Source organism: Streptomyces buecherae, assembly GCF_014295035.1.
Lineage (GTDB): Bacteria > Actinomycetota > Actinomycetes > Streptomycetales > Streptomycetaceae > Streptomyces > Streptomyces youssoufiensis.
In genome coordinates this window covers 7,479,143-7,493,135 of sequence record NZ_CP060404.1, presented here as the reverse complement: position 1 = coordinate 7,493,135, position 13,993 = coordinate 7,479,143, and the positions used below count along the sequence as shown (strand labels likewise).

Annotated in this window: 9 protein-coding genes; 3 read left to right on the top strand and 6 right to left on the bottom strand. The window is 72.5% G+C overall.

What is annotated here, in order from left to right:
- Positions 1-23 precede the first annotated feature (23 nt).
- A complete protein-coding gene (locus H7H31_RS29960; protein ID WP_187061044.1) occupies positions 24-1,961 on the bottom strand; it encodes a Xaa-Pro dipeptidyl-peptidase in 1,938 nt (645 codons plus the stop codon).
- Between the two features lie 314 nt (positions 1,962-2,275).
- Between H7H31_RS29960 and H7H31_RS29955 the strand changes: the two genes are divergently transcribed.
- Positions 2,276-3,844: a M1 family metallopeptidase gene (locus tag H7H31_RS29955; protein ID WP_187061041.1), complete on the top strand. Its 1,569-nt coding sequence runs from the start codon at positions 2,276-2,278 to the stop codon at positions 3,842-3,844.
- A 180-nt stretch (positions 3,845-4,024) separates the two neighbouring features.
- Here the strand turns inward: H7H31_RS29955 and H7H31_RS29950 are convergent, their stop codons facing one another.
- The 3 genes from H7H31_RS29950 to H7H31_RS29940 form a co-directional block, all read right to left on the bottom strand.
- Entirely contained in the window at positions 4,025-4,510 is a 486-nt protein-coding gene (locus tag H7H31_RS29950; protein ID WP_187061040.1) for a hypothetical protein, read from the bottom strand.
- A gap of 488 nt (positions 4,511-4,998) precedes the next feature.
- Positions 4,999-6,465 carry an amino acid permease gene (locus H7H31_RS29945; protein WP_232110143.1) on the bottom strand — a complete coding sequence of 489 codons (1,467 nt, stop codon included), beginning with the start codon at positions 6,463-6,465 and terminating at the stop codon, positions 4,999-5,001.
- A 112-nt stretch (positions 6,466-6,577) separates the two neighbouring features.
- A complete protein-coding gene (locus tag H7H31_RS29940) occupies positions 6,578-8,500 on the bottom strand; it encodes an AMP-dependent synthetase/ligase (RefSeq protein WP_372455966.1) in 1,923 nt (640 codons plus the stop codon).
- Positions 8,501-8,672: 172 nt separating this feature from the next.
- On the opposite strand from H7H31_RS29940, the gene H7H31_RS29935 reads away from it, so the two are divergent.
- Together H7H31_RS29935 and H7H31_RS29930 are read left to right on the top strand one after the other, a co-directional pair.
- A complete protein-coding gene (locus H7H31_RS29935) occupies positions 8,673-9,680 on the top strand; it encodes a MerR family transcriptional regulator (RefSeq protein ID WP_187061553.1) in 1,008 nt (335 codons plus the stop codon).
- A gap of 109 nt (positions 9,681-9,789) precedes the next feature.
- On the top strand, positions 9,790-10,386 hold the full coding sequence (locus H7H31_RS29930) for a hypothetical protein (RefSeq protein WP_187061552.1): 597 nt from the start codon (positions 9,790-9,792) through the stop codon (positions 10,384-10,386).
- A 173-nt stretch (positions 10,387-10,559) separates the two neighbouring features.
- Here H7H31_RS29930 and H7H31_RS29925 read toward each other — a convergent pair whose 3' ends face one another.
- Positions 10,560-12,740 carry a 3-hydroxyacyl-CoA dehydrogenase NAD-binding domain-containing protein gene (locus H7H31_RS29925; protein WP_187061551.1) on the bottom strand — a complete coding sequence of 727 codons (2,181 nt, stop codon included), beginning with the start codon at positions 12,738-12,740 and terminating at the stop codon, positions 10,560-10,562.
- A gap of 35 nt (positions 12,741-12,775) precedes the next feature.
- Complete coding sequence (locus tag H7H31_RS29920) at positions 12,776-13,990, bottom strand: acetyl-CoA C-acetyltransferase (RefSeq protein WP_187061550.1); 1,215 nt, start codon at positions 13,988-13,990, stop codon at positions 12,776-12,778.
- Positions 13,991-13,993: the final 3 nt, after the last annotated feature.

Sequence of the window (13,993 nt, the reverse complement as noted above, 5' to 3'; positions counted from 1 at the left end):
GGGTTACGCCGGGTAAGGGCCCGTTACCAGCCGATCGACCGGATGGCGGGGCCCGCCGGCCGCCGGTCGATGGGGCCGGGCTCGGGAACCGAGGTGAGCGGGGCGCTCGCGCCGGGCGCCGGCTCGTGCGCCGGGCGTTGCACGAGCGCCGGCGCGCCGCCGACCAGCGGAATCTCGGCGCTGGTGCGGGTCAGGTCGAGGGTGAGGCGCGGCTGGCTGTTCGGGGCGCTGATCAGGCCGCGGTCGGTGCCGGCCACGATCAGCGCGAGCCGGTGCCCGGCCTTGACCACGTGGTCGCTGGCGGCCAGGTCGAGGGTGATGGTGTGCGCCCGGCCCGGGGTGAGCGGCCGGCCCACGTGGTCGTCGGCGTAGTTGCCGAGGTCCGCCCACCCCCGGCTGAAGATGGTGTAGTCCACGGCGCGGGTGTCGGCCCTGGTGTCCAGGAAGCAGGCGCTGTCGCCCGGCCGGCTCTCGCCCCAGCAACTACGGGTGGTGAGGTTGGAGATGCCCTCGCCGGAGCCGGTGTAGTTGCGGATGGTGTCCGGGCCCAGGTCCACCAGGATGGCCGACAGGTGCGCGGTGCGGGTGCTGGGCGTCGCGGTGACCCGGACCTTCGCCGAGCCGGAGACGCGCAGGTCCCTGGCGAGCGGCCGGGTGGTGAACGCGACCTTGGCGGCGGTCGCCTGGTCGGCGCGCGCGGCCCAGTCGGCCTCGCTCTGGCGCGGGTCGTCGGTGAACGTCTCGGTGCTGCCCGCCGCCGCGGGCTCGGTGCCGAGGGTGCCCACGCCGGGGGTGGTGCCGTTGCGCGGGCGCAGCGTGGTCGCCTGGGTGCCGGGCGCGGGCCAGGTCGCGTCCGTCGTCCACCGGTCCACCTCGCGCTCGATGTCGGCCATCGGCTCGCGCTCGACGCCGTTGTCGACGCCCAACAGGTAGTGGTCGAACCAGCGGTGCACGACGTCCACCCACTGCGCGCGGCGGATGTCGAACGGGTCCACGTGGCCGGCCTGGGTCAGCCAGATCTTGCGCTCGACACCGGCCGCGGCGAGCTTGTCCCACCACTGACCGAGGTGGTTCATGCGGACGTTGAGGTCCTGCCCGCCGTGCACGGCGAAGACGCTGGCCTTGACCTTGCCCGCGTCGGGCACGTAGTCGCGCTCGGCCCACATCGGCGTCCAGTCACCGGTGCGCGGGGCGCCGCGGACCAGCTCGTTCTTGACGGCGCCGCAGCGGGCCGCGGCCTCCGGGCTCTCGATGCCGCGGGCCAGGCCGTCGGGGCCACCGCTGTGGTACGGGGCGCCCTTGGCGAAGTAGTAGTCGTACCAGGAGGAGATGGCGCCGATCGGCACGATGGTCTTCAGGCCCGGCACGCCGGTGGCGGCGACGCCGTTGGCGACCGTGCCGTCGTAGCTCTTGCCGATCATGCCGGTGGCCCCGGTGCTCCAACTCGCGGTGGCCCTGGTGTTGCCGGTACGGGTGGTGTACGCGGTGCCCTGGCCGTTCAGCCACTGCACGACGGCCTTGGCCGAGATGATGTCGGACCGGCCGCCGACGTCGACGCAGCCGTCGGAGCGGTTGGTGCCGGCGAGGTCCACCAGGACGGCCGCGTAGCCGCGCGGCACGAAGTAGTTGTCGTAGTGCAGCGGGAACTGCACGGGCCTGCCCGCGCTGTCGTAGGTCTTCTTCTGCGGCTCGTTGCCGCGCCCGCAGCAGGAGTAGTAGGGGCTCGCGTCCATGACGACGGGCACCTTGCCGCCCCTGCGGGCGGGTTCGCTCGGGCGCACGATGTCGGCCGCCACCCGGTCGGGTCTGCCGTCACGGTCCAGGTCGAGACCGGTGTCCACCCACACGGACTCGCGTATCGCGTCGGCGTAGGAGTAGACCGGCCGGCTCAGCCCGTCACGGACCGTGCCGTCCCGGCCCCGGCCGCCGTGTGCGGCGGCCGGGACCGCGAGGGAGGCCATCAGGGCGGTCACGACCGCCAATATGAGCGTCGTCCACTGGATGCGGGTGCCCCGCGCTCGTTTTCGCACGGGCGGACGGTAGCGCGAGTGGCCGGGCGGACAGAAGAGGGCGACGGGCCGGCTCCGGCCGGTGTGACGGGAGTGTTCCGCCAACGTGTGACAGGTGTGTCCTCCGTATGGCGCATGTCGATCGCGTGACAGTGAGCGCCATGGACATGTCCTCCGGGATCAGAAAACCATATGGTCAAGCCGACCCATCGATCGCTCGTCCTGACCAGGACGGATCGTTTCTGCCTGATCGAGTTGGAGGACTCGTGCGCTATAGATTCCTCGCCCCGAGCGCGGCTGCCGCCTGCCTGCTGCTGGCGATCCCGGCATCGGCCGCGCAGCCCACTCCGGGTGCCCCGGGCGTCGGCGACAGCTACTACCCGGAGAGCGGCAACGGCGGTTACGACGTCTCGCACTACGACCTGCGCCTGAAGTACCAGCCGAAGACCGACCTCCTGGAGGGCACGGCGACGCTGGTCACCACCGCCAAGCAGGACCTGTCGCGCTTCAACCTGGACTTCGGACTGCCCGTCAGCGAGGTGCGCGTGGGCGGCAAGAAGGCCGCCTTCACCACCTCGGGCAAGCACGAGCTGGTGGTCACCCCGGCCACGCCGCTGGCCAGGGGTCAGCAGACCTCCGTCGTCGTGCGGTACGCCGGCAAGCCCTCCGAGCTGGCGATCGACGGCTTCACCGCCTGGGCCCGTACGCCCGACGGCGGCGTCATCGCGCAGGAGCCCGAGGGCTCCGCGTGGTGGTTCCCGGGCAACGACCACCCCACCGACAAGGCGACGTACGACGTCTCCATCTCGGTCCCGGACGGCACCCAGGCCATCTCCAACGGCGTGCTGCTCTCGGAGTCCTCGAAGCTCGGCTGGACCCGCTACAACTGGCGCTCGGACAAGCCGCAGGCCACCTACCTGGCCACGCTCGCCATCGGCAAGTTCGACATCACCAAGGACACCACCGCCTCCGGCCTGCCGGTCATCAACGCGTTCAGCAAGGACCTCGGCGCCAACGACGGCGCGGCCCGCGCCAGCATCGAGCGCAGCACCGAGATCACCGAGTGGCTGGAGACCGTGTTCGGTCCCTACCCGTTCAACTCGGTCGGCGGCTACGTGCCCAACGTGCCGGCCAGTTACGCGCTGGAGACCCAGACCCGCCCGTTCTACGGCAAGAAGGCGTTCGACCGGGGCAGCAACGTCTCGGTCGTCGTCCACGAGCTGGCGCACCAGTGGTACGGCGACAGCGTCTCCCTCAAGGACTGGAAGGACATCTGGGTCAACGAGGGCTTCGCGCGCTACAGCCAGTGGCTGTGGTCCGAGAAGGAGGGCGAGGGCACCGCGCAGGAGCTGGCCCAGTACGCGTACGACCAGCACCCGGCCGACGACCCGTTCTGGAAGGTCAAGCCGGGCGACCCGGGCCCGGAGAACCAGTTCCACGGCGCCGTCTACGACCGGGGCGCCATCGCCCTGCAGGCGCTGCGCAACGAGATCGGCGACGACGCGTTCTTCGCCATCCTCAAGGACTGGCCGACCGTCAACAAGTACGGCACCGCCTCGGTGAAGGACTTCGTCCACTTCGCCGAGAAGTCCTCGGGCAAGCCGCTGGCGCAGCTCTTCGACACCTGGCTCTACACCGACAGCAAGCCGGCCGCGCCCATCGCGCACGAGGCGGGCATCGCCCGCGCGGCGAAGCCGTCGTCGGCCTCGTCGGTCGCGCCCTCCGGCCTCAAGCAGCCCAAGTCCTGGAAGCAGATCCAGGCCACCAACTCCGTGCACGACCACGGCGGGCACGGCCATGACCGGGGCCACGAGCACGAGCACGACCACCGCTGACACCGTCCCTGACCCGGACGCTCCGCGCGCGGCGGCCTCCCGGCGGCTGCCGCCGCGGCCGGGCGCCCGGTCATGAGCGCGCCGGCGCGACGAGGCCCCCTCCGTCGCGCCGGCGCGCCGGGCGCCGCCCGGCCGCACGGCGCCCCCCGGCCCCGTCGCGCGACACCCCTTTCGGGATGGTCACTCAGGGGTTCGCGGCGTGCCGAGGTGCCGCTCGGCGGCGGCCCGCCGCCTGTCCCGCGTGGACGGCTGCGCGAACCACTGGTCGGCGCTGTCGCTGCTCAGCGCCCAGCACACCGCGCCGGGCAGGGCGAACCCCACGAGTTGCAGCGGGTGGAAGGTGGAGGTGGCCACCGCCAGCGCGATGCCCAACCCACCGAAGCACAGGACCAGGACCTCGTACCCGTACACCACCTTGCTGGCCACCAGCGCGCGCCGGAAGAAGAACACGCTGGCCACCAGCAGTGCCGCGGCCATCCCGTAGCCGAGGTAGGCCACGAACCGCAGCACCCCCTCGGACTCCACCTCCTGCCCGTGGTCGTGGCGCGTGTCGATCTCCGCGCACACCGACCACCCGATGTACGCGCTGGCCAGCGCCTGGATCCAGATCATCGCCAGGCAGCCCCTGACGGTCGCGGGCATGGCGGACGGCGGACGTGCGTTCATGGCGGGCGACTCCCTCGGACCAGATGTCGTGACGCCCGCGCAGTGTCACAGGACCGCACAGGGACCGGTCCCGGGCGGCGGCCGGCCCCCCGCCCACTCCCGCACCATGCCACCCCCGTCGCCCTCGCCCAGCGCCCTGCCCGCGCGCGGTGATCCGCGCGCACGTCCCCATAAGAAAGCGGGAAAAGCGGTGTGGCACAAGGAGCTTGACGATGTCGCGGGTGGCGCGCGGGCGAATGGCGGGCGGCTGTGGGGCAACGCGGGCGTGGTCGGGCGGGGTCGGCGGAGTCCGCCGGAGCGCCTCACGCCCGGCCGCCCGACCGCACACGGCACCGGCCCCGGCCCACTCCCCCGGCCGCCCCAAAGGCCCTGGCCCCGGCCCCGAGAGCGGGACCGGGGCCAGGATCGAAACCAGAGACCACAGACCAGGGGCGGGACCGGGGCCGGGAGCAAGACCGAGGGCCAAGGCCGGGACCGCCGGCGGCCGGCTACTCCGTTCGCTCCCCCGGCAGCCCCTCCCGCTCGGCGCTGGCCTCCCGGACCCGGCCGCGGACCACGAACCAGCCGGCGATCAGCGCGGCGACGATGATCGGGGCCAGCATGATGGTGTCCCGCCCGACGCCGCCGTCGTACCACATCAGCACGATGACGCCGGCCAGGAAGGCGATGGTGACGATCTCGGTGAAGGGCGAGAAGGGCAGTTGGAAGGAGGGGCGGGTGAGCTGGCCGGCCTCGGCGCGGCGGACGAAGACGATGTGACAGAGCATGATCGAGGCCCAGGCGGAGATGATGCCGAGCGCGGCTATGTTGATCACGATCTCGAACGCCTTGTCGGGCACGACGTAGTTCAGGCCCACGCCGACCACGCACACCGCCGAGGTGAGCATGATGCCGCCGTAGGGCACCTGGTTGCGGTTCATCCGGCCGGTGAACTGGGGCGCGGAGCCGGCCTTGGCCATCGAGCGCAGGATGCGGCCGGTGGAGTAGAGGCCGGAGTTGAGGCTGGACATGGCGGCCGTGAGCACCACCAGGTTCATCACGTGGCCGGCCGCCGGCACGCCGATCTTGGACAGGACGGTGACGAACGGGCTCTCGCCCGCGCTGTAGCCGTCCCAGGGCAGCAGCAGCGTCAACAGCACGACCGAGCCGACGTAGAAGACCCCGACCCGCCACATGATGGAGTTCACCGCGCGCGGCACGACCTTCTCCGGCTCGGCGGTCTCGCCCGCCGTGACGCCGACCATCTCGACGGCGGAGTACGCGAACACCACGCCCTGCAGGACCACGACGACCGGCAGCAACCCGGTCGGGAAGATGCCCCCGTTGTCGCTGATGAGGCTGAACCCGGGGGTCTCGCCGCCCACCTCGTGCTGGGTGACGAGCAGGAAGATGCCGATGGCCATGAACAGGACCAGCGCCGCGACCTTGATGATCGCGAACCAGAACTCCAGCTCACCGAAGATCTTGACCGAGACGAGGTTGATGGAGAGCACCACGGCCAGCGCGATCAACGCCATGATCCACTGTGGGATGTCGCTGAACATGCTCCAGTAGTGCGTGTACAGCGCGATGGCCGTGATGTCCGCGATGCCGGTTGTGGACCAGTTCACCACGTACATCCAGCCGACGGCGTAAGCGCCCTTCTCGCCCAGGAACTCCCGGGCGTAGGAGACGAAGGAACCGGAGGACGGTCGGTAGACGACCATCTCGCCCAGGGCACGCACGACGAAGAACGCGAAGAGTCCGCACACCGCGTACGCGATGGCCAGCGCGGGCCCGGCGGACTCCAGGCGTCCACCCGCCCCGAGGAAGAGGCCGGTGCCGATGGCGCCGCCGATCGCGATCATCTGGATGTGGCGCGCCTTGAGGTCCTTGCTGTACCCCGCGTCACCCGCGTCCTGTAGCGCCCCGCTGGGCGGCGGTGGGGTCCCGTCCTGAACGGCTTCATTGCCCACGAGCTACGTCTCTCGCCTTCGCATCGGAATGTTCTGTTCCAGGCCGCTGATCGATCGGCCCGCGGCAGTCTCACATCCCGAGCGCCGTGCTCACGTCATACCGTGGGTCATCTCACATCTCGTACATCTCCTCGATGACCTGCGCATACGTGGCGTGGATCACGTGCCGGCGGAGCTTGAGCGAGGGGGTCAGCTCGCCGGTCTCCGGTCCCCACTCGCGGTCGAGCAGGCGGTAACGCTTGACCTGCTCGGTGCGGTTGAGCCGGCTGTTGGCCGCGGCGACCGCGCGCTCGACCTCGGCGCGCACGGCCGGGTGGTGTGTCAGCGGGCCGGCCCCGGCCGCGATGCCCTGGTCGGCGGCCCAGGCCGCGGTGGCGTCCGGGTCGAGCACCAGGAGGGCCACCAGGTACGAGCGGCGGTCGCCGTGCACCAGGGCCTGGCCGATCAGCGGGTGCGCCTTGAGCGTGTTCTCCACCAGCGCGGGCGAGACGTTCTTGCCCGTGGAGGTGATGATCAACTCCTTCTTCCGGTCGGTGACGTACAGGTAGCCGTCCGCGTCGAGGCGGCCCACGTCGCCGGTGGCGAACCAGCCGTCCGCGTCGCCCAGTCGCGCCACCGAGCCGTCCTCCTGGAGGTAGCCGCACACGACCTCGCCGCGCACCTCGATCTCGCCGTCGGCCGCGATCCGCACCTCCACGCGGTCGATCGGGCTGCCGACCGAGCCGAGCCGGAACCCGCCGTGGTGGTTGAGCGTGCACACGCCGGTGGCCTCCGACATGCCCCAGACGTCGAGGATGACGACCCCGAGCCCGGTCCAGAACCGCACCACGTCCTGCGGCATCGGGGCCGCCGCGCTGATCGCCCACGTCAGCCGGTCGAAGCCCATCACCGCGAGCAGCGGATCGAGCACCTCCCGCCTGGCCCGGGCGTACGCGTCGGCCAGCGCGCCCGTGGGCTCCTCGCCGTGCTCGCGGGCGGCCACCCAGGCGCGCGCGGTCTCGCCCGCCGCCCGGACCGCCGCCTGGCGCTCCGCGGGCAGCCGGGCGAGCGCGCCGCGCGCCGCCACGGTCAGCTTCTCCCACACGCGCGGCACCCCGAAGAACTCCTCGGGCCGCACCTCGCGCACGGCCTGGGCCACCTCGCCCGGGTCCGCGCAGAAGTACACGTGCGAGACCCGCAGCAGCGGCATGTACAGGCCCAACATGCGCTCGGCGATGTGCGCGAAGGGCAGGTAGCAGATGTGCGCCCCGTGCGGGTCCACGCCGAGCTTGCGGTCCAGGGACGCGCCGCTGACCACCACCTGCCGCTGGGTGGCCACGACGCCCTTGGGCTCGCCGCTGGTGCCCGAGGTGTAGACGACGGTCGCCGGATCGCCCGGGCTCCCCCGCCGCCAACACGCCTCGAAGGCGTCGGGATCGAAGCGGCGCGCGCCGTCGGCCAGCACGTCGGCGTACGCGGTGACGCGGCCGTACGCGGCGACGGGGTCCTGCGCGGTGACAGGGGCCTCCGCGGTGACGGGGGTGGCGGGCGCGTCCGGAGTGGCCTGGGGGGCCGCGGCGACCGGCGCGGCGTCGGCCGCCGGGGGCGGGTCCACGACGACCAGGCGCTCAAGGAGTCCCGTACGCCGGTCCAACAGCGGGCCCCAGCGGGCGAGTTCCCGTTCGCCGTCCACGATCGCACGCCGGGCGCCGCTGTGCCGGGCGATGTGCGCGATCTGCTCGGGCGACGCCGTGCCGTACACCGAGATCGGCACCGCGCCCAGGTGCACCAGGGCCATGTCGCTCAGCCAGTGCTCGGGCCGGTTGGCCATCATCATCAGCACCCGCTCGCCGCGCCGTACGCCGAGCCCGGCCAGGCCCGCCGCCAACTCCCCGACCCGCCGGCGGGTCTCGGCCCAGTTCATCGAGGCCCAACCGCCGTCCGGAGCGCGCCAGGACAGGGCGGGCAGGTCGCCGAACTCCTCCGCGTTGCGCCGCATCAGGGCGGGCAGCGTCGGGTCGCCGGGCGGATCGGAGAGTCGCGAGGTCAGGGTCAAGGCCGCCTCCTGATGGAGTGGGTGCCGGACGGACTGCGCGCGGGGAAGGTTTCACAGGAGCGGTGCGACAGCAATACTGTTGAACTCAGATGTACCCCGTGCCGCGTGCGCGCAAGGCCAGGAACCGGCCACCTCACGGCACCCGAGTGGCCCAGAGAGCGAGGCGCAGCCGATGAGCGAGGCCCTGACCGCGGACGCCAGCGAGCCCGAGGGGCGCCGCGCAGCGGCCGGACCCGCGGCGCGCCCGGCGCCCGGCGCCAACGGCGCGCCCCCCGCCGACCAGGCCCCCGCCCGCGCGCCGGAGCCGACCGGTGCCGGCGGCTCCGCGCGGCTCGGGCTGACCGTGGACGAGTTGGCGGCCCGGGCCGGGGTCACGGTGCGCACGGTGCGCTTCTACGGCACCCGTGGCCTGCTGCCTCCGCCGCACATCGGCCCGCGCCGGGTCGGCCGGTACGGGCCCGAGCACCTGTCGCGGCTGGCCCTGATCGAGGAGTTGCAGCACCACGGCATGACGCTGGCGGCCATCGAGCGCTACCTCCAGCAGTTGCCCACCGACATCAGCGCGCACGACCTGGCGATACACCGCGCCCTGGTCGCCTCCTGGACCCCGGACGTGGCCGAGGAGGCCGGCCGCGACCTGCTGGAGCGGCGGGCCGGACGGCCCCTGACCGAGGGCGACCTCGACCGGCTGGCCGCCATGGACGTGCTGGAGCGCACCGCCGACCCCGACGTCTTCCGCGTGGACCCGGCCATCCTGCACCTGGGGGTGCGGCTGCTCGACGTGCCCATCCCGCTGGAGACCCTGCGCGCGGCCCGCACGGTGGTCCTCGACCACGCCCGCGCCTCGGCCCGCGAGCTGAGCCGCCTCTTCCGGGACGAGGTGTGGGGCCCCTACCGCGAACGCGAGTCGGACCCGGCCCAGGTGTCCGCGATGAAGTCGCTGTCGGCGCACATGCAGCCCATGGTGGTCCAGGCCCTGGTGACGGCGTTCCAACGCTCCCTGCGGGAGGAGTTGCGGGCGGCGTACGGGACGCAGGGGGCCCCGGCGGAGGACGGTGGGGCGGCGACGGCCGAGGAACCCCAGGGCCCCGGGGAAGCCGACACCGCCGGCGGCGCGGGCGGGGCCGACACCCGGGCCAGCGGCGACGAAGGCGTGCCCGACCGGGAGAGGGCCGGCTAGCCACGGCGGTCCGAGGAAGCGGGTGGCGGTCGTCGTCGTGCCGGGCTCGTTGTCAGTGCCCGCTGTTACGTTGCCGACGAGGATGACGCTTCGACCTCTGAGAGGGCGCATGCACGACGAACGGCTCGCCGGGTTCTCCCGCGAGCGACTGGACGGCCGTCCCCTGCCCGCGGACCTGCGCGTGCTGCTGGTCGCGCAGTGGGAGGGCCGAACCGATCTCGCCCGCCTGCTCGACCTCGACTTCTTCGAGCCGGGCGAGGTCCACCCGCTGCTGGACACCAGCTACCTGAGCGAGGCGGAGCGCGCGGACCCGGAGCTGCGGGCCGTCAACGCCGGAGCCGCGGAGATGGCCAGGCACGTCAAGCTCGTGGCCAGGGGCGGCAAGGGGTGGGTCGGCTACTGGCTGCACCCCGACGAACCCGCGGACCGGCCCTGGCACCTCATAGCGCTGGACACCGAGTTCACCTTCTGGGGCCTGGCCGGCAGCACCCTGGCCGAGGGGGCCGCCGCCGAGCAGGCGAGCTACCAGGACGAGCCGGACGAGCGCGTGGCCTTCGCACGGCTGGCCGCCGAACTCGCCGCACTCGGCCTCCCGCTCGGCACCCAGGACTACGACGCCCTCGACGACACCGCGTACACGGTGGACCCGGAGAGCCTGATGGAGGAGCTGATCCAGGCCGAACGCGTCAGGCGCGGGCTCCGCTGAGCGGGCCGACGCCAACGCCCCGGCCCGGCGACCCGGTGGCGGTACGCCTCGTCGCCGGCCGCGCACGGCCGAACCCGACGAGGGCCGGGCCGGGCGCCGCCCGGCGCTCCCCGGCGGACCCACCGCCGGACAGCGCCGGGCCGTCGCTCCCCGAAGCCCGCGCCGGCCGGGTGCTACGCGTCGGCGAACCGCTCCCCCCGCTCGGCCTTCTCCACCAGCAGGGCCGGCGGGGCGAAGCGGTCGCCGTAGGCCGCCTGGAGTTCGCGGGCACGGGCGACGAAGCCGGGCAGGCCGCCCGCGTAACCGTTGATGTACTGGAGGACGCCGCCGGTCCAGGCCGGGAAGCCGATGCCGAAGATGGAGCCGATGTTGGCGTCGGCGACCGAGGTGAGCACGCCCTCCTCGACGCAGCGCACGGTGTCCAGCGCCTCGGCGAACAGCATGCGCTCCTTCAGGTCCTCGAAGGGCACCTCGGGGGCGTCGCCGGCGGGGCCGAAGTGCTCGCGCAGTCCGGGCCACAGCCCGGCCCGCTTGCCGTCCACGTAGTCGTAGAAGCCGGCGCCGCCGCTGCGGCCCGGGCGCTCGAACTCCAGCACCATGCGGTCGATGACCGCCTCCGCGGGGTGCGTCTCCCACACGCCGCCCGCCTCCTCGACGGCCCGCTTGGTCTCCTCGCGGATCCTGCGCGGCAGCGTCAGGGTCAGCTCGTCCATGAGCGAGAGCACCTTGGCCGGGTAGCCGGCCTGGCCCGCGGCCTGCTCGATGGTGGCCGCCGGGACGCCCTCGGCGAGCATCGAGACGCCCTCGTTGATGAAGTGGCCGATGACGCGCGAGGTGAAGAAGCCGCGCGAGTCGTTGACCACGATCGGGGTCTTCTGGATCTGCCGGACCAGGTCGAACGCGCGGGCCAGCGCGGCCTCGCCGGTCTTACCGCCCTTGATGATCTCCACCAGCGGCATCTTGTCCACCGGCGAGAAGAAGTGCAGGCCGACGAAGTCGACCGGGCGCTCCACGCCCTCGGCGAGCAGGGTGATGGGCAGCGTGGAGGTGTTGGAGCACAGCAGCGCGTCCGGCTCCACGATGCCCTGGATCTCCTGGAAGACCTTGTGCTTGAGCGCGGTGTCCTCGAAGACGGCCTCGATCACCGCGTCGCAGCCGACCAGGTCCCGCGGGTCGGCGGTCGGGGTGATGCGGGCGAGCAGCGCGTCCGCCTTGTCCTGGGTCGTACGGCCGCGCGAGACGGCCTTGGCGCACAGCTTCTCGGAGTAGCCCTTGCCCTTGTCGGCCGCCTCCTGGCTGACGTCCTTGAGCACGACCTCGATGCCGGCCTTGGCGCAGGAGTACGCGATGCCGGCGCCCATCATGCCGGCGCCGAGCACCGCGACCTTGCGTACGGTGTGCGGCTCGACGCCCGATGGCCGGTTGGCGCCGGAGTTGACCGCCTGGAGGTCGAAGAAGAACGCCTGCGTCATGTTCTTGGCGATCTGGCCGGTGACCAGCTCGGTGAAGTACCGGGCCTCGATGGTCTGCGCGGTCTCGAAGTCCACCTGGGAGCCCTCGACCGCGGCGGCCATGATGTTGCGCGGGGCCGGGTAGTGGGCGCCGTTCAACTGCTTGCGCAGGTTGGCCGGGTACGCCGGCAGGTTGGCCGCGAACTTCGGGTGGGCCGGGGTGCCGCCGGGGATCTTGTAGCCGTCGGTGTCCCAGGGCTGGCGCGACTCGGGGTGGGCGTCGATGAACGCGCGCGCCTTGGCGATCAACTCGTCCCGGTCGGCGGCCAGCTCGTGGATCAGGCCGGCCTCCAGGGCCCGGACCGGGCTGTACTGGGTGCCCTGGAGCAACACCTTGAGCAGCGCGTCGGTGATGCCGAGCAGGCGTACGGTGCGGACCACGCCACCGCCGCCGGGCAGCAGGCCGAGGGTGACCTCGGGCAGTCCGATCTTGCCGCCGGACGCCTCCAGGGCGACGCGGTGGTGGCAGGCCAGGGCGATCTCGTAACCGCCGCCGAGCGCGGCGCCGTTGATGGCCGCGACGATCGGCTTGCCGAGGGTCTCGATGCGGCGCAGGTCGCGCTTGAGTTCGCGGCTGGCGTCGAAGACCTGCCGCGCGTGCTCGGGGGTGACGGCGATCAGGTCGCGCAGGTCGCCGCCGGCGAAGAAGGTCTTCTTGGCCGAGGTGACGATGATGCCGCGGACGGAGTCCCGCTCGGCCTCCAGGCGGTCGGCGACGGCGGCCAGCGACGCCTTGAAGGCGGCGTTCATGGTGTTGGCCGACTGGTCCGGGTCGTCCAGGACGAGGGTGACCACGCCCGTGTCGTCCTGCTCCCAGCGGATGGTGGTGGGCTCGGTGCTCATCTGTCTGTCTCCGTGTGAGGGTTGGCGGCGGGCGGTCAGACGCGCTCGACGACGGTGGCGATGCCCATGCCGCCGCCCACGCACAGCGTGATCAGGCCGTACCGCTGGTCGCGCCGTTCCAGTTCGTCGATGACGGTGCCGAGCAGGATGGCGCCGGTGGCGCCGAGCGGGTGGCCCATGGCGATGGCGCCGCCGTTGACGTTGACCTTGTCGAGGCTGAGGCCCATGTCCTTGACGTAGCGCAGCACGACCGCGGCGAACGCCTCGTTGATCTCGACCAGGTCGATGTCGTCGATGGTCAACCCGGCCTTGGCCAGCGCCTTGCGGGAGGCGGGGGCGGGCCCGGTGAGCATGATGGTCGGGTCGGAGCCGGAGACGGCGGCGGAGACGATGCGGGCGCGCGGCGTCAGCCCGTACCGCTCGCCCACCTCGCGGCTGCCGATGGCCACCAGCGCCGAGCCGTCCACGATGCCGGAGGAGTTGCCGGCGTGGTGGACGTGGTCGATCGCCTCGACCCAGTGGTACTTCTGCAGCGCCACCGCGTCGAAGCCGCCCATCTCGCCGATGGTGGCGAAGGAGGGCTTGAGTCCGGCGAGCGACTCGGGTGTGGTGCCGGGCCGCATGTGCTCGTCGTGGTCGAGGACGACCAGGCCGTTGCGGTCGCGGACGGGGATCACCGAGCGCTCGAAGCGGCCGTCCTTCCACGCCTCGGCGGCCCGCTCCTGGGAGAGCGCGGCGTAGGAGTCCACGTCGTGGCGGCTGAACCCCTCGACGGTGGCGATGAGGTCGGCGCTGATGCCCTGCGGGACGAAGCCGGTCTCCAGGTTGGTCATCGGGTCGCCGAACCAGGCGCCGCCGTCGGAGCCCATCGGCACCCGGGACATGGACTCGACGCCGCCGGCCAGGACCAGGTCCTCCCAGCCGGAGCGGACCTTGGCCGCCGCCATGTTGACCGCTTCGAGGCCGGAGGCACAGAAGCGGTTCTCCTGCACGCCGGCGACGGTGTCGGGCAGGCCGGCGGCGAGCGCCGCCACCTTGGCGATGTCCGAGCCCTGGTCGCCGAGGGGGGCGACGACGCCGAGGACGATGTCGTCGATGGCCGCCGGGTCCAGGTCGGGCAGCCGGTGGCGGAGTTCGTGGATGAGGCCGACCACCAGGTCGATGGGCTTGGTGCCGTGCAGGGAGCCGGCGGCCTTCCCGCGCCCGCGCGGGGTGCGGATCGCGTCGTACACGTACGCTTCGGTGCTCACGTC

Excerpts from the sequence above, each read along its gene's own strand:
- H7H31_RS29960 (WP_187061044.1), bottom strand. The coding sequence starts at position 1,961 with ATGGCCTCCCTCGCGGTCCCGGCCGCCGCACACGGCGGCCGGGGCCGG.
- H7H31_RS29950 (WP_187061040.1), bottom strand. The coding sequence starts at position 4,510 with ATGAACGCACGTCCGCCGTCCGCCATGCCCGCGACCGTCAGGGGCTGC.
- H7H31_RS29935 (WP_187061553.1), top strand. The coding sequence starts at position 8,673 with ATGAGCGAGGCCCTGACCGCGGACGCCAGCGAGCCCGAGGGGCGCCGC.
- H7H31_RS29930 (WP_187061552.1), top strand. The coding sequence starts at position 9,790 with ATGCACGACGAACGGCTCGCCGGGTTCTCCCGCGAGCGACTGGACGGC.
- H7H31_RS29925 (WP_187061551.1), bottom strand. The coding sequence starts at position 12,740 with ATGAGCACCGAGCCCACCACCATCCGCTGGGAGCAGGACGACACGGGC.